This window comes from Halomonas sp. KO116, from assembly GCF_000734975.2.
Taxonomy (GTDB): Bacteria; Pseudomonadota; Gammaproteobacteria; order Pseudomonadales; family Halomonadaceae; genus Vreelandella; species Vreelandella glaciei.
This window is the reverse complement of the sequence record NZ_CP011052.1, coordinates 452,832-472,797: the sequence shown is the minus strand read 5'-3', so window position 1 is coordinate 472,797 and position 19,966 is coordinate 452,832. Positions and strand designations below refer to the sequence as shown.

The 19,966-nt window shown below is 54.4% G+C and carries 18 protein-coding genes and 1 pseudogene; 14 read left to right on the top strand and 5 right to left on the bottom strand.

Going from position 1 to position 19,966, the window contains the following annotated elements; translation table 11 throughout:
- Positions 1-4: 4 nt before the first annotated feature.
- The 4 genes from KO116_RS02255 to KO116_RS02240 are packed head-to-tail and all read left to right on the top strand — an operon-like array spanning position 5 to position 5,258.
- The gene (locus KO116_RS02255; protein ID WP_052703705.1) at positions 5-757 is read left to right on the top strand and encodes an HpcH/HpaI aldolase/citrate lyase family protein; all 753 of its coding nucleotides are present in this window, start codon (positions 5-7) and stop codon (positions 755-757) included.
- The gene (locus KO116_RS02250; protein ID WP_035556580.1) at positions 754-2,484 is read left to right on the top strand and encodes a thiamine pyrophosphate-binding protein; all 1,731 of its coding nucleotides are present in this window, start codon (positions 754-756) and stop codon (positions 2,482-2,484) included. The genes KO116_RS02255 and KO116_RS02250 overlap by 4 nt, the downstream gene beginning before the upstream one ends.
- Positions 2,477-3,733, top strand: a complete 1,257-nt coding sequence (locus KO116_RS02245) for a Zn-dependent hydrolase (protein WP_035556578.1) — start codon at positions 2,477-2,479, stop codon at positions 3,731-3,733. The genes KO116_RS02250 and KO116_RS02245 overlap by 8 nt, the downstream gene beginning before the upstream one ends.
- A gap of 22 nt (positions 3,734-3,755) precedes the next feature.
- A complete protein-coding gene (locus KO116_RS02240) occupies positions 3,756-5,258 on the top strand; it encodes an aldehyde dehydrogenase (protein ID WP_035556574.1) in 1,503 nt (500 codons plus the stop codon).
- Positions 5,259-5,267: 9 nt separating this feature from the next.
- Here the strand turns inward: KO116_RS02240 and KO116_RS02235 are convergent, their stop codons facing one another.
- Entirely contained in the window at positions 5,268-6,254 is a 987-nt protein-coding gene (locus tag KO116_RS02235; RefSeq protein WP_045812049.1) for a LysR family transcriptional regulator, read from the bottom strand.
- A 410-nt stretch (positions 6,255-6,664) separates the two neighbouring features.
- Here KO116_RS02235 and dctP point away from each other — a divergent pair, with 410 nt between their 5' ends.
- The 4 genes from dctP to KO116_RS02215 are packed head-to-tail and all read left to right on the top strand — an operon-like array spanning position 6,665 to position 10,155.
- Entirely contained in the window at positions 6,665-7,642 is a 978-nt protein-coding gene (dctP, locus tag KO116_RS02230) for a TRAP transporter substrate-binding protein DctP (protein WP_035556571.1), read from the top strand.
- A gap of 8 nt (positions 7,643-7,650) precedes the next feature.
- Positions 7,651-8,160: a TRAP transporter small permease gene (locus tag KO116_RS24060; RefSeq protein WP_052703704.1), complete on the top strand. Its 510-nt coding sequence runs from the start codon at positions 7,651-7,653 to the stop codon at positions 8,158-8,160.
- A gap of 2 nt (positions 8,161-8,162) precedes the next feature.
- Entirely contained in the window at positions 8,163-9,467 is a 1,305-nt protein-coding gene (locus KO116_RS02220) for a TRAP transporter large permease (RefSeq protein WP_035556569.1), read from the top strand.
- A gap of 16 nt (positions 9,468-9,483) precedes the next feature.
- A complete protein-coding gene (locus KO116_RS02215) occupies positions 9,484-10,155 on the top strand; it encodes an RraA family protein (protein ID WP_035556566.1) in 672 nt (223 codons plus the stop codon).
- Between the two features lie 34 nt (positions 10,156-10,189).
- Here KO116_RS02215 and KO116_RS02210 read toward each other — a convergent pair whose 3' ends face one another.
- Both KO116_RS02210 and KO116_RS02205 read right to left on the bottom strand, forming a co-directional pair.
- Positions 10,190-10,510, bottom strand: a complete 321-nt coding sequence (locus KO116_RS02210; RefSeq protein ID WP_035556564.1) for a transposase — start codon at positions 10,508-10,510, stop codon at positions 10,190-10,192.
- Positions 10,511-10,522: 12 nt separating this feature from the next.
- Entirely contained in the window at positions 10,523-11,179 is a 657-nt protein-coding gene (locus KO116_RS02205; RefSeq protein ID WP_144408550.1) for a hypothetical protein, read from the bottom strand.
- Positions 11,180-11,318: 139 nt separating this feature from the next.
- On the opposite strand from KO116_RS02205, the gene KO116_RS25610 reads away from it, so the two are divergent.
- The 6 genes and pseudogenes from KO116_RS25610 to KO116_RS24985 all read left to right on the top strand — a co-directional run bounded on the left by KO116_RS25610 (position 11,319) and on the right by KO116_RS24985 (position 17,360).
- Positions 11,319-11,804 (top strand): hypothetical protein, encoded by a 486-nt coding sequence (locus KO116_RS25610; protein WP_235272479.1) that lies wholly within the window; start codon positions 11,319-11,321, stop codon positions 11,802-11,804.
- Between the two features lie 40 nt (positions 11,805-11,844).
- Complete coding sequence (locus KO116_RS25605) at positions 11,845-12,108, top strand: hypothetical protein (protein WP_052703702.1); 264 nt, start codon at positions 11,845-11,847, stop codon at positions 12,106-12,108.
- A 404-nt stretch (positions 12,109-12,512) separates the two neighbouring features.
- Positions 12,513-13,949: an IS1182 family transposase gene (locus KO116_RS02195; protein WP_035556560.1), complete on the top strand. Its 1,437-nt coding sequence runs from the start codon at positions 12,513-12,515 to the stop codon at positions 13,947-13,949.
- A 298-nt stretch (positions 13,950-14,247) separates the two neighbouring features.
- Positions 14,248-14,916, top strand: coding sequence for a hypothetical protein (locus KO116_RS02190; protein ID WP_035556558.1), 669 nt, complete (start codon positions 14,248-14,250; stop codon positions 14,914-14,916).
- A 186-nt stretch (positions 14,917-15,102) separates the two neighbouring features.
- Positions 15,103-16,459: pseudogene (locus KO116_RS24455) on the top strand (IS3 family transposase).
- Positions 16,460-16,907: 448 nt separating this feature from the next.
- On the top strand, positions 16,908-17,360 hold the full coding sequence (locus KO116_RS24985) for a hypothetical protein (RefSeq protein ID WP_144408549.1): 453 nt from the start codon (positions 16,908-16,910) through the stop codon (positions 17,358-17,360).
- Positions 17,361-17,678: 318 nt separating this feature from the next.
- Here the strand turns inward: KO116_RS24985 and KO116_RS02175 are convergent, their stop codons facing one another.
- Complete coding sequence (locus KO116_RS02175; RefSeq protein WP_035556555.1) at positions 17,679-19,058, bottom strand: L-serine ammonia-lyase; 1,380 nt, start codon at positions 19,056-19,058, stop codon at positions 17,679-17,681.
- Between the two features lie 36 nt (positions 19,059-19,094).
- Entirely contained in the window at positions 19,095-19,961 is an 867-nt protein-coding gene (purU, locus tag KO116_RS02170; RefSeq protein ID WP_035556553.1) for a formyltetrahydrofolate deformylase, read from the bottom strand.
- Positions 19,962-19,966 lie beyond the last annotated feature (5 nt).

Below are 19,966 nucleotides of genomic sequence, written 5' to 3'. Positions count from 1 at the left end.
CAGCATGGCTCATAGCAAGTTAACACGCTGTCGAAGCTGGCTTTTTGTGCCAGGTCATGACACTGAACGCCTTGCCGATGCATTGGCTTCCGGGGCCGACGCCATCGTCGTCGACCTGGAGGAGTTCACCCCCGCTGCGTCAGGTGATGCGGCCTGTCAGGCGTTCACTGGCTTGGCCGAAAGCTGTCGGCAAAAGGGCCGCCTGCCCATGGCTCGTATCAATGCCCTCGATAGGGGCGGCCGACACGAACTGGCATTACTGATGGGCGCCGCTCCCGCTGCTGTTTTTCTGCCCCAGGTCGATGAGACCAACCAACTGGAAGCCCTTGCGTCAGCACTTGATAGCGAAGAGAGGCGTTGGGGCATACCGCCGGGAACCACCGCCATCGTCCCGACTTTAGAGAGCCGCTTGGGGGTCGAGCGGGCGAATGACTTGCTGCGAACCAGTCCGCGCATTGCGGCGGCACTGCTCGGCACCGGGGATCTGGCACGAGACCTCGGGCTCTCGGCAGCGGAGCGCAGCGCCGCCCTGGTGCCCTTCCGGCAGCGTTTCCTCAAGGCTTGTGATGATACCGATATCCTGGCCATCGACGGCCCGTGGCCGGAGACGCACGGGTTCGACGACGACCAGGTCTGGTCGCGCCAGTGCGGTTTCCGGGCGCGTTGTGTCGTCGATACTCGCCAGGTCGAGCCGCTGCATCGGCTGTTAACCACCCCGTCGTCCCTAACCATTCATTCAAAGAGATCCCGCACATGAGCCACTCCGCCCTCCCTTCCCGTAACGGGGGCCAGATCCTGATCCAGCAATTGCGCCAGCATGGTGCCCGGCGTGTCTTCCTGGTTCCCGGGGAGAGCTACCTGCCGTGTATCGATGCACTTAATGAGCATCGTGACGCCATCGAGCCCATCGTCTGTCGCCAGGAGAGCGGTGCCGGCTACATGGCCGAGGCCTATGGCAAGCTGACCAACGAACCTGGAATCTGCTTCGTTACCCGCGGTCCCGGTGCCACCAATGCCTCGATTGCCGTGCATACCGCCTACCAAGATTCGACACCGATGATCCTGTTCATCGGGCAAGTCGGCAACGACTTCATCGAACGCGAGGCCTTTCAGGAAATCGATTATCGGCGCATGTTCGGCCCGATGGCGAAGTGGGTGGCGCAGATCGACGACACCGCGCGGATACCCGAATACATCGCCCGGGCCTACTCGGTTGCGACCAGCGGCCGTCCCGGCCCGGTGGTGCTGGCCTTGCCGGAAGATACGCTGTGGGGAGAGGCGTGCGTGGCCGATGTAGCGCCCAGACCCCGTCTGCATAGTTATCCTAGCCAGCAACAATTGAGCGAATTGCACCAGCATCTTGAGCGGGCCGAACGGCCGTTCCTGTTATTGGGTGGTAGTGGATGGACCGAGCAGGCCCAGCGGGAGATTGCCGGGTTTGCCGACCGCTATGCGCTTCCTGTCGGTGTCGCCTGGCGCCGCCTGGAATGTTTTGACCACCGCCATGAGAATTTCGTCGGCCATGTCGGCAACGGTATGCATCAGGCCCTGCGTGAACGGCTCAAGGCGAGCGATCTGATCATCGCGTTGGGCACGCGACTGGGGGAGCCCACCACCGAAGGGTATAGCTGGATCGAGTCGCCGGTGCCGAGCCAGACACTGGTCCATGTCTACCCCGATCCCGAAGAGCTGGGGCATGTCTATCGTCCCGATCTTGCCATCAATGCTGATGTCGTCGGTTTCTCGGCAAGCCTGGCGACATTGGCTCCCACGAGGCCACCGGCCTGGCAGCAGGAGACAACTGCCGCACGACAGGCCTATCTCGACACACTGACACCGCTGGAGGCCCCCGGCCCGCTCAGCCTCGACCGTGTCACGAAGACGGTGGACCGAATGCTGGACGGCCATGGCTGCATCACTGTCGGCGCCGGTAACTACGCGCTCTATGCCCATCGCTATATCCGTTTTGGCGGGCTCGGCAGCTCGTTGGCCCCCACGGTTGGGGCAATGGGTTACGGCCTGCCCGCAGCCATCAGCAGCAAGCTTGAATATCCGCAGCGTCCGGCTGTCTGCTTCGCTGGTGACGGATGCTTCCAGATGAATTTGCAGGAGCTTGGCGTGGCCCTGCAATACCGCCTGGGTATCGTCATCCTGTTATTCAACAATGGCATGTGGGGCACAATTCGCGCCCACCAGGAGCATGATTTCCCTGGTCGTGAAATAGCACTGACTTTCACCAACCCCGAGTTTGATTCGCTGATCAGGGCCTATGGTGGGCAAGGAGAAATCGTCGAGGACGATGCCGTCTTCGAGGCTGCCTTCGCCCGTGCTCTGACCTTTACCGAGCAAAATCACTTACCCGCCTTGATTGAGCTGCGTTACGACGCCGATGGCATCGCACCAGGAGAACGTCTCAGTGCGATCCGCGCGGCGGCACTCGAACGTAGGGATTCCGCAATGCCACAGGAGCCTCCCCATGACTGAGCCTTTATCCACCACTCTGCGTATTGATGGACAACGCCTGTGGCGTTCGTTGATGGATCTGGCCCAAATCGGCGCCACCCCCAAGGGAGGCAACTGTCGGCTGGCATTGACCGAAGAAGACCGTCTTGGGCGCGAGCTGGTCACCGGCTGGCTACGCGACGCCGGCATGACGCTGGGGGTCGACCAGATGGGTAATATCTTCGCCCGCCGTGCCGGACGCCGCGACGACCTGCCGCCCGTAGTCACCGGCAGCCATCTTGACACCCAGCCCACCGGAGGCCGCTTCGATGGTTGTTACGGTGTCCTCGCCGGCCTTGAGGTCATACGGGTTCTCAACGATCACGGCATCACCACCGAAGCGCCGCTAGAGGTAGTGATCTGGACCAACGAGGAGGGATGCCGGTTCGTTCCCGTGATGATGGGGTCGGGAGTGCATGCTGGCATCATTCCCCTGGAGGATGCCCTTGCCGCCAAGGACCGTGATGGCGACACGGTGGCCGCTTCGCTTGAACGCATCGGCTACGCAGGCGATATCCCTATGGGTAGCCGTACCTTCGGTGCCTATATCGAATCGCATATCGAACAGGGACCCGTACTCGAGGCGGAAGGTATCGCCGTCGGTGCGGTGACTGGTTCATTGGGCCTGCGCTGGTTCGATGTGGTGGTCACCGGCCAGGAAGCTCACGCCGGCCCGACCCCGATGCTCTATCGCCGCGATGCATTGAAGCGGGCCGCCGAGTTGATCGGCGATATCCTGGCGCTGGCCGACCCCCATCAGCCTCACGGCCGTGTCACCTGCGGCGAGTTCGAGCTGTATCCCAACTCACGCAACGTCATTCCCGGGCGGGTAACCTTCAGTGTGGACATCCGCCACCTTGAGAGCTCGACGCTCGAGCAGATGGAGCAGGCCCTGCGTGATGCATGTGTCAGGCACAGCGAACTAGGCAAGGTGACGGTTGAGCTACGCGACGTACAGCGAGTACCGCCGACCCCGTTCGATGCCGACCTGGTGAACCTGATCCGAACCAGCAGCGATACGCTAGGAATTCCCTATCGCGATATCGAGACCGGCGCCGGCCACGACGCAGTATTCATCAGCCGCGTGGCGCCCACCGCCATGATCTTCGTGCCCTGTGAAGATGGCATCAGCCACAACGAAAGCGAGAACGCCACGCCGGAGGATCTCGAGGCCGGCGCCAACGTGCTACTGCACACCATGCTGAGCAAGGCCGGAGTCGCCGCGTCCTAGCACCATGTACAGGAGAAAAGGTATGACCATACACGACAAAGCCTACTGGCAAGAGCTTGCCAGCCGACTGCAACCGACCACTCAAGCCTTCATCAATGGTGAGTTCGTCGCTAGCCGTGACGGCGCCACCCTGAGCGCCTACAACCCCGCCACTGGGCAGGTGTTGGCTGAAGTGACCGCCTGCGGTAGCGTGGATATTGATCGTGCGGTACAGGCCGCACACCGTGCCTTCGAAGCGGGTGACTGGTCGCGCTGTCCTCCTCTAGAGCGCAAGAGGGTCTTGCTACGATTTGCCTCACTCATTGATACCCACGCCGAAGAGCTGGCACTGCTGCAGACACTCGAAATGGGCAAGCCAATCGCCGATAGTCTGGCTTTCGATTTGCCGGAAACGGTACGCTGCGTTGCATGGTATGCCGAAGCCATCGACAAGCAGTATGACGAAATCGCCCCCACCGGCGAAGATGTCCACGCCACCATTACCCGCGAGCCGCTCGGCGTGGTCGCCGCCGTGGTTCCGTGGAACTTCCCGCTGATGATTGCCGCCTGGAAATTTGCTCCGGCACTGGCAATGGGCAACAGTATCGTGCTCAAGCCCGCCGAGGCCTCAAGTCTCAGTGCTCTGAGGCTTGCCGCGCTAGCGAAGGAAGCCGGCCTGCCGGACGGTGTGTTCAATGTCACGCCCGGCCACGGCGCCGTCGCTGGTGAAGCGCTGGGCATGCACCCGCAGGTTGATGCATTAGCCTTTACCGGTTCCACCGCCACCGGCAAGCGCTTTATGCGCTATTCCAGCGAGTCCAACCTCAAGCGGGTGTGGCTGGAGTGCGGCGGCAAGTCCCCTCATTTGGTCTTCGCCGACTGCCCAGACCTGGATGCCGCCGCTCAGGCCGCCGCAGCTGCTATCTTTACCAACCAGGGTGAGGTATGTATTGCCGGCTCCAGGTTGTATGTGGAGGAGACCATCTTCGATGATTTCTTGCCGCGCCTAATTGCCGCTGCACGGGACATGCCGGCAGGCGATCCGTTAGATCCTGCGACGCGCATGGGGGCTCTGGTCAGCGCCGCGCATCATGCCAAGGTGCTTAAGTATATCGAGCAAGGTCTTAGCGAAGGCATGACCCTGCATCACGGCGGGCGACACGCATCGCCGGTCGAGGGAGGATGGTACGTCGAACCGACGATTCTGGAGGGAGGCCAAACCGCCACCTCCATGCGTGAGGAAATCTTCGGGCCGGTTCTGGGCCTGGGCCGCTTTTCCAGCGAGGCGGAAGCCATCACGCTGGCCAACGACTCGATCTACGGTCTGGGAGCTGGGCTATGGACGAGTGACCTTGGCCGCGCACATCGCGTATCAAAGCGTCTGCAAGCCGGCTTGGTATGGGTCAATTGCTATGCCGATGGCGATATCAGCGTACCCTTCGGCGGCGTGAAGCAATCCGGGTTCGGTCGCGACAAGTCGCTTCATGCACTGGACAAATACTCGGATCTCAAGACGACCTGGTTCAATCTGGCGTACAGCCGGTGATATCGCCAATCACAAGGGATGGTTGACATCAGACGTTTCGTCGAATAACTCAAGCCCGGTGGTAAGACGTTCTTCGAGGGGCACCTTGCCCAGGGCATTGAGGAAGAACTCCATGAAGATGGTCTCGGCGTCGCTGAAACGAGCGTCCTGATGCCACATTACGTGCAGGTCGATTTCAGCGACGCCGTCATAGGGCGGAAGGGGCCACAGCCGACCTTCCGCCACATCCCGGAGCACCAGATGCTCGGGTAGACAACCAATACCCCATCCGGCAAGTACCATCCTTTGAATCTCCTGGAGGCTGCTTGACTGGCCTACGACGTTGCCCTTAAGCCCATGATGGGCACGGAACACCGCAAGCGAAGAGAGCACGCCATCGAGTTGCTCGCTGCCAAAAGAGACATAGTTTTCACTCTTCAGGCTATCCATTGGCAAATTGTGTCGACCGAAAAGCGTGTGGCTTCTACCGCAATAAAGCCGGTATCGTTGCCGTGCGAGTATCTGACTGTTGAGGTTGCTCGGACACTGCAACGCCAGGCTGATACCCAGTGCGCCTTGACGCTGGGCCAATGCATGCTGCACTTCCTGGCTGGACATGTCCTCTATGCTGAACGTGATCTGGGGAAATTGCTGATGGAAACGTTCGAAAACGCTATCGAGAAACCGGCATTGAATTCCCGTGATGAAAAGTAGCGAAACATGGCCGACCACTTCCGGGTCAAAGTCTCCTACTGAGGCGGCTAGCCTAGCCACATTGGCATATATATCGATAGCTTCTCTATATACAAGGTGCCCTGCTTTTGTCACATTGAAACTATGACTGTCACGCTCTATCAAACGTTGACCTAGGCGCTCTTCTAAGCGTTTAAGGGACAAACTAACCGCGGGTTGAGATAGGTAAAGCCTATTGGCAGCCTTGCTGACACTCCCCTCTTGAACAATTACAATAAATGTTCTGAGAAGATTCCAGTCTAGTGTGTCATGGATAGGTCTCATAACGCCTCTCTATAACTTAAAATAGCATGTCTGCTGTTGTTTCTAATTGTAAATTATTAGCTTAAATAAACTATAAAATACTTAATATTAAACAATATAAAGCAATCATTTGTGTAAGTACTTTATATTATTAATTTTTTACTTGCACTGTAATGGTGCTTTCAGCTTTTAACTCAATTTTTTTTGCGCCAATAAAGTGCTTTATTGCTATTAATTAACATGGCTTCGTGTAGCGTCGTGAGGTTTTCATGACTAGAAATCTACTTGTATAAATTTCATTAATCTTAAACATAAAAATAAAAAAACACTAGCTTGCTGGATTCTATTGACCGAGCGTCACTGCCATGACTAGATTCAGTCATCCCATGCAAGAACCTTTAACTGATTAGTAAAACACAATGAGGTAAAAAATGAATCGCCCCCTTACTGCCATTATCCTTATGCTAAGTGCATCACAAGCCATGGCCACTGAGTTGAGAATGCTCACCAGCTATGACCAGACCAGCGCCTATACTCGTGAAGTCGCTCAGCGTTACATCGAAAGAGTGGAAGAAGCCAGCCAAGGTGATCTTACTATCGGCTTGAATGGCCCAGATGTCGTCTCACCCTTCGAACAGCTTCAGCCCGTGTCGGCCGGTGTGTTCGATCTGCTTTACACTCACGGTGCCTATCATACCAACACCACTGGCGTAGGGGCTGCCATGGATGCCGTCTTCGTCGGCCCTGATGCCACCCACGAATCTGGCCTCTGGGATTATATCGATGAACATTACAATGAGCTTGGCCTCAAGCTGATAGCGATACCTCCCCTGGGCAGCAGCGGCTTTCAATACGTACTCAAGGACCCCATTGAAGGTACACCGGGCCTAGAAGGACGTCGTATTCGCGGCAGCGCGACATACACCAGTACTACACAAGGGCTGGGAGGTACCCCCGTGCTCATGTCCGGGGGCGATGTGTACTCCTCCCTTGATCGTGGGGTGATCGATGGGGCTGCTTGGGGGCTCAACGGTGTCGAGGATTTTGGCTGGGATGAAGTGGCAGGATATTTCTCTAAGCCGACCTTTGGTCAGACCTATACCTACCTGTTCATGAACCTGGCTGCGTTCAATGCACTTGATGAAGAAGAACAGGCTGTGCTGCTTGAACAGGGCAGAGAGCTGGAAAACGAGACTGCCGGGATTCTCGATGAACTGGCACTGCAGGAGTGGGAGTCGTTGAAGGAAAAGGGCATGCAGGAAACGCACTTCCAGCCGGACGATGCCGAGCGACTGGACGCCCTCGTCAACGAAGGCATCTGGCAGCTGGGTATCGACAAGTCGCCCGAGGCAGTCGGCACCATGCGAGAGATAGCTGAACAAAACAACATGACAGCGACCTCCGAATAGGAATCAACATGCACCACCCGATAGCAAGACTTCATGATCGTATCACGCGATTCGGGTTCTACCTTGGCGGTGCCACCTTGTGTGGCATCGTCGCATGCTTCTGGATCGAAGTGGTCGCCCGTTATTTCTTCAACGCCCCGACCCTGTGGTCGAGTTCACTAGTGGCCTATTTCCTCTGTATCGCGGTGTCACTGAGCGTACCTGAACTGGCGCGCACCAATGGCCATATCGCGATTACCGTCCTGCCCGAAAGACTATCTCCTGCCAGCCGACAGCGTTATGACAGAATGATCGCCTTGGCAGCCGGCGTGGTCTGTACCGTCGCCGCCTGGATACTCATTCAGGAGACGCTTCGCCAATTCGGCAGTGGTACCACCACTGCACTGGGCCTGGATATCCCAAAGTACTGGGTATCAATCTTTATCTGCTATGCCTTTATCAATACCGCCTTGTATTTCCTGCGCTATGCCTTATTCCCAGGTATACCTCATGACGGCAACGAACAGCAGGAGGTTTGATCATGGAGTGGTATATCTCGCTAGGCATCGCGCTCACCCTACTGATGGGATTGTTTGCGCTGGGTGTGCCTATCTTCGTCGCCTTTCTTACCATCAATGTCCTGGGGACCATCTGGCTGATGGGCAGTGCAGGCTTCGGCATGTTCGCCAACAGCGTATACAGCACCGTCACATCGGAAACCCTCACTACCATCGTGCTGTTCGTATTGATGGGTGAGTTGCTGTTTCGGTCGGGCTCAATAGACGTCATCTTCGATGCGCTGGACACCCTGATGGGACGTATGAAAGGGCGCCTGTACTTCTTCGTCATCGTGCTTGCCACCCTGTTCGGCGCCCTGTCGGGATCGGCTTTGGCGGTAACCGCGATGCTGAGTCGTTCGGCATTACCCACGATGCAGCAGCGGGGATATGATGACCGTCTCTCCATCGGCTTAATCCTGGGCGGCGCCAGCCTGGCGCCGATTATTCCCCCGAGCCTGCTGGTCATCATTATCGGCTCCATGGTCGATATCTCGATCGCACGGCTACTGATCGCCGGCATCATTCCCGGTATCCTCCTGGCGGGGTTGTTTGTCGGCTATGTCATGTTAAAGCTGATGCTCAATCCCTCCCTGGCACCCGCTGCCGACGAGAGTGGGGGCGGAACTTGGCGCGCACGCGGCAAGGCGCTGCTGGACATGGCACCGTTCAGCATCATCATCTTCTCGGTACTCGGCCTGATCATGCTGGGGGTCGCCACACCTTCCGAGTCTGCGGCCACCGGCGTGCTCGGTGCCATGCTGGTTGCGGTCTATTACCGTCGCTTCACCCTCGACATGGCGAAACAGGCGATACTCTCGTCGTTAGGCATCAGCGCCATGATCATCGCTATCCTGGCCTGCTCGAAACTATTCAGTCAGCTGCTCTCCTTCGCAGGGGCGACGTCAGGCCTGGTCGGGCTGGCCACCAGCCTGGAGCTTGATCCCGCGTGGATGCTGTTGTTGTTGATGCTCGTGCCGTTCTTTGCGTGCATGTTCATCGATCAGATCGCGTTCATGATGGTCGTCATCCCCATTTATGCACCGCTGGTTAAGCTCTATGGCTTTGATCCGATCTGGTTCTGGACCCTGTTCTTGATCAATATTTCGGTCGGCAGCCTGACACCACCTTTCGGCTACAACCTGTTTGCGATCAAGGGTGGGGCGCCATCGGTACCGATGCAGACGATCTTCGCCGCCGCTTGGCCGATCGTTATCTGTTTCCTGTTCGGCATGCTAGTGCTGTTCTTCCTGCCCTCGCTCATCACATTTCTGCCCAGTTTGATCTGACCATCAGGAGATATCTATGTATCACATCGGTCCGATGCCTACAGCGATCGACGCCCATATCAGCCGGCAACTACAAGACTGCGAGACGGCCACTATCGGCCACTTTCGGGAAAGCGGATTCGTCGACCCGGCTATCCACTCTTTGCTTGCCCGGACGCGAGTGGTGGGAACCGCCGTCACACTTTCCCTACCGCCCACGGATGGCACCCTACTCAATCATGCGATGCGTCTGGTTCGGCCGGGGGATGTATTGGTCATCGACCGGCAAGGCGACGACCGGCACGCCTGCTGGGGCGGGGTAATGACCCAGGTAGCCAAGGGGTTGGGGGTCGCCGGGGTCATCATCGACGGTATGGCGACGGATGCACTATCCATCCGCGAACAGGAGTTCCCGGTATGGTGCCGCGGTGTGTCGGCACTGACCACCAAGCTGGCGGGACTAGGAGGCACCATGAATCTTCCGGTTAGTGTCGGGGGGCTCGTTATCCACCCCGGTGATATTATCCTTGCTGATGAGAACGGTGTTCTTGTAGTACCTGCTCAAGAAGCAGGGACTATTGCCTCAAAAGCCGTTTCACTGCAACAACAGGAAGAAGCAATACTCCAGCGCGTGGCCCAGGGAGAGTGCTTGCCCGACATTAGCGGAGCCACCGAGCTCATTGAGAGAATTAACAGCGGAGAATCTTGACGAGATGAGGATTTCTTTAAGGTTCTTCGTCACTTCATGTGGATTTGGCCTGATCGAACAGACGGCCCACCGGGCTGCCAATCAGGTAGATCATGGCGATGAAATTAGCCTCGCTACGATAGCCATGTGCGCATGACCGAGCCGCTCTGGGTGCCGGGGCCTTCTGGATCCAGCGTAGCTTTTCCTTGATCACCCAGGCATCGGCAGTGGCGCTCTGATCAGCTACCAACTCCTGGAGCGCCGCCAGCTGTTCGGGTGTCAGGTTCTCATTTTCCAGGTTCTTCAACAGTGCCCAACACAGCGACTTGGGGTGCCCTTGCTCACGGCGCTCTTTGTTGCGTACCTCGTCTATCAATTATGGTAAAGGTCAGGACTTAAAAACAACTTTGCGACTATTCTCCCACCGACTACAAAGCCACAGGAAAGTGCTAACGAAAAGAGATAAAAACAATGAAAGCCAAAAGGCAAAATTTGAAGGCAAGAACTCTACAGTTGCACTCAACACGGCACTAAAGGCTACTAAGCTGAGCATTCCAAGCTGCGTATTGGCTAACGTAACACGCGCTACTTCAACCCCATATCGCTGATGAAGCGTCAGAGCAATGGTTAACATGCCGATAGGGAAACTCAGCACAATACCCGAGATAGCAGGATCGATATTAACCAACAGAATTGTCGCTAAACAGACGACGCCTCCCGCTAACACACCGCGAACGAGCAAGTCTCCCCAACGTACTGGTGCCGAAGCGGTTTTGGAAGAAAGCCCAACTGAATTAATGTAAGCCCGCGAAAATAGTAACATTATGCCGAAAAGCGCCAAGGCTAGGAAAATGCCTCCTGGCAGCTGATCCCCTATTGCTGCGGCCAGCATCCAAATAAGTGCAGAGCAAGCAACACTCGCAAAAGCCCTCAATCGCTTAGCCAGCAGCACGTAGCTAAGACAAAATAGTAACGTTGCCAACATAGCATGCAAAGAGCCCAGAGCCGCATCAGCGACGAAGGGGTCGGATTGCTCGCGAATCATGAAAAAGTAGCCTGGGCCCAGCACTATTGGCGTACCTGCCAAAACACCGCCAACCTTAGGGCCCGCAAGTGATACGCAGACCACCACCAGCGTGGTGGAAAACCACTTTACAAAATAATAGTTTCACAACGTGGACTTCGTGTGGCCCGCTAATGCGATTCAACCCATTCAGGTGGATCGCATTAAACACTGGGACATGATCAATGACCTCCCCAAGACAGGTAGGCTGACGCCCCACGCGCCCCTGGGAGCAGGCAGTAACCCGGTCAACCTCCTCTATGTCCAACCCGATGGCAGCTACGGTTCTCGCCCAAGTGGGCATATCACCATGCTCCCTGTTAGCCACAATGTGGACAGCTTCGGTTATCGCACAGACATGCTCCCCAAAGGGCTGGATATCCACCAAGAGAGCTGGAGTTGGTTGTTGGACAAGCGCTGGAAAGGCATGGTCAGCCTGCAAAATGATAGCGCCATCGGCGCAATAGACGCCGCACTGGCAGCCAAAGCAGCAGGGCTCGAGTTCGAAGACCTTGGCAATCTCAGCCTGGCAGAGATCGACAGCCTTATTGATTGCCTTATCAATCTCACGCCATGTAAAGGGGCGTACACTAGATGCTGCCTATGACTATCTCAACGGGTGGATTTCTGGATGGCCCGGCGCCGTCATGGCCCGCCAGGGCTATTACATTTCCACCCCAGAACTGACTCGCCCTCACCTATCCGCTGCGGAGTGGGACTTTTGGTATGGCGGCAAACCCGCCGCCAAGAGCCTTCCAGGCCCCGATGGCACCGCTGATATGATTCATCGAGGTGAAATCCGCGACGGCGGAGACTATCAGACAAGAATGAGCCGTATCGCGGTGTGGAATACCGTTATGGATGAGCACAACTATTTGGTAAGGCGCTGGAACGACTTTATGTCGGCTTAAGAATTGTGCTTGATCTCGCATTTAGCCTCCTCTCGCCCTCAGCCCTCATACTGGCAGCTAACAGTGTGATGACCATAAGTACATGACCTCGCCTCTTGGCTTTCAAGAGCTTACGCGGGGTTCGTGTTGCTCCCCAGCTCCCATCTAATCAAGACTGCGTCGCACCAACGCTAGAAAAATGTATGCCCTAATCAGCAGGCCACGAAGGAGCGTTGAAAAGAAAAGCTTACGAGCCTCAGCCTACTTCGGCAGCTTGTGCTAGGCTAAATTCAGTAGAGAATGGGGGCTCGGCCCGAAAGCTCAAAGGCAACGTATGGCTACGTGGCATGAGACTGTAAACGACCGAGGCTGTGTGAAAACGTGATTGTCGCTATACTTTGACGAGGTTCGCTGAGGAAATAGTGATGAAGCGATTCGTGGTAGGCGAGGCCCGAGACCAAAGCACCTTGTTCCCTGCGCTATTGGACGACTTCATCGCAGACGATAACCCTGTCCGTGCCATAGAGGCATTCGTAGAAGGTCTCAATCTCAGAGAACTGGGTTTCAATGGCGTCGATCCGCATGCAACAGGTAGGCCCGCCTATCATCCCGCTGTACTCCTGAAGCTCTATATCTACGGCTACCTCAATCGCATCCAGTCGAGTCGCCGCTTAGAGCGCGAGACGCAGCGCAATGTCGAGCTGATGTGGCTGACAGAGCGTCTGACACCGGATTTCAAGACGATTGCAGATTTCAGAAAGGACAATGGCGATGCCATCCGCTGTGTGTGTCGAGAGTTCATCGTGCTTTGCCGACGACTGGAACTGTTCTCGCAAGCCATCGTGGCCATCGATGGCAGCAAGTTCAAAGCCGTCAACAACCGTAATCGCAATTTCACAGCGACCAAGATGAAGCGTCGCCTTGAGCAGATCGAAGAAAGCTTCAACCGGTATCTCAGTCAGCTAGATACAGCCGATCACACTGAGCCCGCCCTGGCCGAGGCCAAGACGAAACACCTAAAGGAGAAAATTATAAAGCTCAGGGAGGAAACGGCACGATTACAAGCTGTTGAGGAACAGAGACTGCAATCTTCGGATCAGCAAGTATCTTTGACGGATCCAGATGCTAGGTCGATGGCTACCAGTGGCAGAGGCACCGGGACAGTAGGCTACAACGTGCAGACAGCGGTCGATAGCCAGCACCATTTAATTGTGGCTCATGAGGTGACCAACGTCGGACATGACCGTGGGCAGCTTTTCAATATGGCGAAGCAAGCTCGTGAAGCCACTGGCATCAAGGAGCTGAAGGTTGTAGCTGACAGAGGCTATTTCAAAGGTGAAGAAATTCTCGCCTGCCATAAAGCAGGGATAACGACCTACCTGCCCAAGCCGATGACATCTCCAAACCAGGCAAAGGGCTTTTTCCCAAGAGACGCATTCCGGTACTTGCCTGAAAGTAATGAATATTCTTGTCCCGCTGGTCAGCGGCTCATATGGCGATATGAAACGATAGAAAAGGCAATGAAGCTGCATACTTACTGGAGCTCGGCATGTGCAAGCTGCGCCATGAAAGAAAAATGCACGACTGGCAAGCAACGGCGGATCAGACGTTGGGAACATGAAGATGTGCTTGAATCTGCACAGTCACGTCTCGATTGGAATCCAGAGGTGATGCGCCTAAGGCGACAAACGGTGGAGCATCCGTTCGGCTCGCTAAAGGCGTGGATGGGTGCGACACACTTCGCGACAAAGCGTTTTAGAAATGTGAGCACGGAAATGAGTCTTCATGTGCTAGCGTACAACTTGAAGCGCGTCATAAAGATTTTGGGAGTCAATGAGATAATGAGGGCTGCGAGGGCGTAACAGCCCTTTTTCTCTTTATTCTAGAGCCGTGATAGCGACTGTAGCTGGTTTCTGATGACTCCACGATTTTCAACATCAGTGGTCGGCAATTATAGAAGCCAAGGTTCAGATGAGGCTAACGGGCAGCTGAGGGCAAAGGTTCTTGAGTCGGGCCAGATTTTTCTGTTTTCACACGGCCAGGACCCAGAGCGGTCTTTCAGGAAAATGCCGCAGGTGCGTTCAACCTTATTATAGCGAGCACGTATTTCAGCCTGAAAACTGTTAAGCAGCGCAATGACCAAACATGGAGATCGTAGGCATGTCCACTGCCCCTCCACCCACCGATCCCCCAGAGGCTCCACGCATTCAGCTTGAGCATAAGCTTCTGGTCCGACGAATCTTGATTGACCGGGTTTTGATAGGAGCCCTGCTCATTGTCGCTGGACTGATCGCAAACATTGTATTGGAGAAGTACAAAGCAGACCGCGGTCAGTCGCAGTTTTTCTTAGACAAGCGTCTCGCAGCTGCAACCGAAGTGCGTAGAGACTTAACCGACGTCACGAACTCTCTCTTTAAGCTCTCTGAGGCTATGTGCAGTGTTTCCTCGTTTGACGAGGAAGAGCCCCAGCGGCTCAAAAACGCCAATACGAAGTTAATAAGCGCTTTCAACTCCGCGTCACTCCTATTTGACGAATCGTATTTAGCAGAAGCAAACCGAGTTGTCAACATCTTCGCTGGAGTATCGGTCAAGCTGGCGGCCCTTACCTGTGACGCCCGTGAATTCCTAGCTGAAACTGCCCGCTACTTGACTCACCAAACTAAGCGTCAAGTCGCTCCAAGCTTGCATAACGAATGGGATCGGTTTGTTCCACTAGATTTACCACCAGATGAGATCGATGAAATTGGAGTTGACGGCTACTTCGTCAAGAACCTTGAAGCATGGCGCAGAGCAGAAGGTAGCGCCTCTCCTTTATCCGCTTCACGATAGTCTGTATGTGAATCAGCATAACAGCCGAACGGAGGTGGTTTGGCAAAGTAGCTCATGCGTGGCGTTATGTGAGCATGATTTGAAAGACCGCTTGTGGCCGATAACAGCCAAACCAAAAAAAGAGGCCCACGATTTTGAACTGCACCCCGAAAGTTGGACACCCAATCCAACCTTCGGGGTGTTTTTATGAGGAAGCAATACGACGAGAGGTTCAAGCTGCTAATTGTGCAGCAGTGTTTACGTGAGGACACCAGCCTAAGAGAGGTGGCTCGCCAACATGGTCTGGATGAGTCCCGTGTGCGGCAATGGCGGGATAGCTATCGGCAGCAGGGCGCGCTGGGCCTGCGCAGGAAGTACATTCACCGCAGTGCGGCATTCAAACTGATGGTTCTTGAAAGGATGTGGCAAGATGGTTTGTCACGCCGTCAGGCTTCTGCCCTATTTGATATCCGTGAACAAGGTGCTATTGGCAGATGGGAGAAGCAGTATCATAGTGGAGGGCCGAGCGCACTAACGCCGAAGCGCAAAGGACGACGCCCGATGATTAACAAACCTCCTTCATCACCGCCAACACCTGATGCAGAGCGCCCTCATGAGGAGTTGCTCAGGAGTTGGCGCATTTGCGTGCTGAGAACGCTTACTTAAAAAAGCTCGATGCCTTGACCCAGGAGAAGCGAGCGGCTCGGGGCAGAAAGCCCAAGCCGTCCAAGGGTTAAGGCATGAGTATCCGCTAGCTCTGCTGCTGCGGGCGGCAGCGCTGCCGCGCAGCACGTTCTACTACCAGATCAAGGTGCTGGGCGCTGATGACCACTACGTGTCCTTGAAAGCGCACATCCAGGCAATCTACGATTGCCACAAAGGGCGCTATGGTTACCGTCGCATCACCGCTGCCTTGCGGCAGGCAGGTGAGAGGGTCAACCACAAGACCGTCCAGCGATTGATGCAACAGCTGGGCTTGAAGTCCCTGGTTCGCCCAAAGAGGTATTGTGCCTACCGAGGATCGGTGGGCCGCTTAGCCCCCAATGTGCTTAATCGTCAGTTCCAGGCACCAGGCCCCAATCAGAAATGGGTTACCGACATCACGGAGTTCAAGGTCGACGGTCAGAAGCTGTATCTTTCCCCTGTCATGGATCTCTACAACGGCGAGATCGTGGCCTATCAGACCAGCAAACGTCCCGAACTATCACTCGTGAGACGTATGCTGCATAAGGCATTTGCTCGTTTGAAGAGCTCAGATCGGCCATTGCTGCATTCTGATCAAGGATGGCATTACCAACATCCTGCGTACCGAGTCCTTTTGGTTGAACAAGCACTGACCCAAAGCATGTCACGCAAAGGCAACTGCCTGGGTAACGCAGCGATCGAGAGCTTCTTTGGCACGCTGAAGGCCGAGTACTTCCACCTGAACCAGTTCGATAGTGTTGAGCAGTTACAGCAAGGCCTAGACCGTTATATCCATTACTACAACCATGAGCGAATCAAGAGCAAACTAAAAGGCCTGAGTCCCGTGCAATACAGGACTCAGGCCTTGAGCTCCAACTGAATGAACCGTCCAACTATTAGGGGTCAGTTCAATTTCTCGCAGGCCCCTTTGTACAATTTGGCGCGCCCGGCAGGATTTGAACCTGCGACCCTCGGCTTCGGAAGCTAATTCCCAACCTTACCGATGATCTATCCTTCCAAAAAAATCCATCGATAAAAATCATTATAAATCAATAAAAACAGAAGCTTATATAAAAACATAGCACTAATACCACATATCAATTTATCCCGATTAACATCGACCACTACCCTTCGCCGCCATCAAAGAGGTCACAGAACGTGACTTTAAAATGTCCGATTTTCGGACGTTTTTGACCTTTGGCGGCAGGGCCTTACCTATCTCTTAAACACACCATGATGATCACCTCGGAAAAAGGACCTCCTCTCCCCCGCCTGTCAGCATGATGAACTGCCACAATGCCGAAAGGGTTTCATCATTGGAGTCGAGTATGTCATCTGCTTATTTTAAGCCTGACAGGCTTTTTCCTAACCGCATATTTTTGTGGTCGTGCCCGAACAGCACACGGGTACGTCCTTTCTCGTCTATCAGGTACCAAATCGTGACGATCCAGTGTCATTTTAAAGCCTTTTATTTCTATCGTACCGCCGCGCTACCATGGATACTGCGCTCCTATTCTGGAGCTGCTGAAAGCCCAAAGGGCTTTATGCGTTGGGCATTCTCATTCCTTCACCCAACAAAAATGGCAGTAACGCCACGCCACGACAGCGTTTTCGTCACTACTGGGCGCGGGTATGACATTGGAGAAGGTCAAAGAGCGCTAACCCAAGCCGCAAATAGCAAGGACAACATTATCGCTGGTGCATGGCGACTAGTTATAACCCGCGCCGCCGATACCTACTGCTTAAAAGTATGGTTTGAGGTAACACCTGACCTGAATTGAGGTTAAAATTGGCTGCAATTGACTTTATTATCAAAAAACGATATGTATTTACAATAACTTAGAAAATAAGCCTCTAGGTTGAGAAAGACCAAACAGCAATGATCTATGGTGACGTATCACCTCATGGTCGAGTCACCCTGCTGTACAATATGTTTTTGGCAACAACCCTAATGTGATACCGAATAGTTAGGATTAAAGACAGGCATAAGCATTATGGAAGACCTCCTTCGGCTGCCAATATACAAAGCTAGATAAATTTTTCTTGTAGCTTTTTACGACGTTAACTGTGTTAATTTCATTCTCGCTGACTTCTTTGGCTCAACACTCAATCGTATTAACAGCCAACCCTCCTTTCGAAGTTTCTTTATATTTATCGTGCATATCAGCGCCCGTATCCCGCATGGTACGGATAACTTTATCTAAAGAGATGAAATGTTCACCGTCACCTCGCAGCGCCATTTGTGCCGCATTAATAGCTTTTATTGAGGCAATGGCATTACGCTCAATACACGGCACTTGTACTAGCCCACCCACAGGATCACACGTCAGCCCGAGGTTGTGCTCTAAACCTATTTCAGCGGCGTTTTCCACTTGCTCGACACTACCGCCCATCAATTCCGCTAGGCCAGCGGCTGCCATCGCACAGGCAGAGCCCACCTCCCCTTGGCAACCTACTTCGGCCCCCGAAATGGAGGCGTTTTTCTTGCATAGAATGCCCACAGCACCAGCTGCCAAAAGGAAGTCCACGACGTCTCGTTCGCTGGCCCCCTCTCTAAATTGCATGTAGTAGTGTAAGACGGCCGGAATAATACCTGCCGCGCCGTTGGTCGGGGCAGTGACCATACGCCCACCCGCAGCGTTTTCTTCATTGACTGCCAGCGCATAAAGATTGACCCAATCCATGGCCGAGAACGTTGAGGTGATCAGTGACGGGCTATCCTCTACTGTAAGTAGCCGCTGATGTAGCGAGCGAGCTCGCCGCCGAACGTTGAGCCCTCCTGGTAACACGCCCTCTGCCTCTAGTCCTTTGTTCACACAAGCTTTCATCGCCTCCCAAATATCGCAAAGTCCCTTGCGAATATCTGCCTCGCTCCGCCAAGCGCATTCGTTTTTCAGCATTAACTCGCTAATACGCAAGTCATTTGCCTGGCACATCCTTAATAATTCGGCGGCGGTATGAAAGTCGTATGGAAGCTTGGTGGTATCGCTATCCAGTTCACCTCGCTCGGCCTGTGCCTGATCTACCACAAAGCCACCGCCGACCGAGTAATAGGTGTTGCGATATAGCTCAGTATTTTGACCATGTGCGATTAGACACATGGCGTTAGGGTGGTGAGGTAAGCTTTCCTCGAAAAGCTGCATGTCACGTTCCCACTGAAAGGTCACTCGATACTGTTCGTTAAGAGACAACATCTGAGATGTTTTTAAAGCCTTGATAGAGGATCCAATGATGTCTGGATCGATCTCATCAGGCCTTTTCCCCATCAGCCCCATAATAACGGCATGATCTGTGCCGTGGCCGATGCCCGTCGCCGAGAGAGAGCCGAACAGATGCACCTCAACACGAGTGACTTCGTTTAAAAGCTTATGTGCTTCCAGTTCGCCGACGAAGTCGAAAGCGGCCCGCATTGGGCCGACCGTATGGGAGCTTGATGGTCCAACGCCGATCTTAAAAAGATCAAAAACACTGATTGGCATGCTTATCTACCTTGCAGAAGAGTTGTCATTATCAGACTAACGGTCAAAAACTACCGTACGGCTGGCATGCAGAAAGACACGACGATCCACATGTAGAGTGACGGCCCGAGCGAGCGTTATACACTCTATGTCACGTCCCTTGGCCACTAGGTCTTCAGGGTAATCAGCATGGCTGACGGGCTCGACCCCTTGCGTGATGATGGGGCCCTCGTCAAGATCATCGTTGATGTAATGGGCAGTAGCCCCCACCAGTTTGACGCCTTTTTCATAGGCCTGGTGATAGGGGCGGGCCCCTTTAAAACCCGGCAGTAAAGAGTGATGGATATTGATCGCCTTACCCGCCAGCTTTCCGCACATCTCGCTTGAGAGCACTTGCATATAGCGCGCCAGAATGACCAGCTCGGCACCGGTTGTTGCCACGATTTTCCAGACCTGCGCTTCTTGTTCCGCCTTGGTTTGGGGAGTAATCGGTAAGTGGCGGAAAGGAATGTCATGCCATTCGGCCAGGGTCGCTAAATCAGGATGATTGGAAACAATAGCGCGAATGTCGATGGGCAATTGTCCAATGCGGTAGCGGTAGAGCAAATCGTTGAGACAATGATCGGCCTTGGAGACCATAATCACTACCGGCATTCGCGTTCCTGGTGCCGTCAGTTCAAAACTCATCCCAAAATCATCGGCTCGTTCGGCGAACCCCGATTGAAAGGCATGAGCATCGAACGCTTCATCTTCGGGATGAAACTCAGTACGGATAAAAAAGCGCCCACTGAGTCGATCATCAAACGATTGCTGCTCGGTGATATAACATCGTTGCTCTTTCAAAAAGCGAGTAACGACATCTACGGTGCCTAACCGGCTGGCACACTGGGCTGCCAATATCCAGCGGTTGTTTTTATCTTGCATAGTAG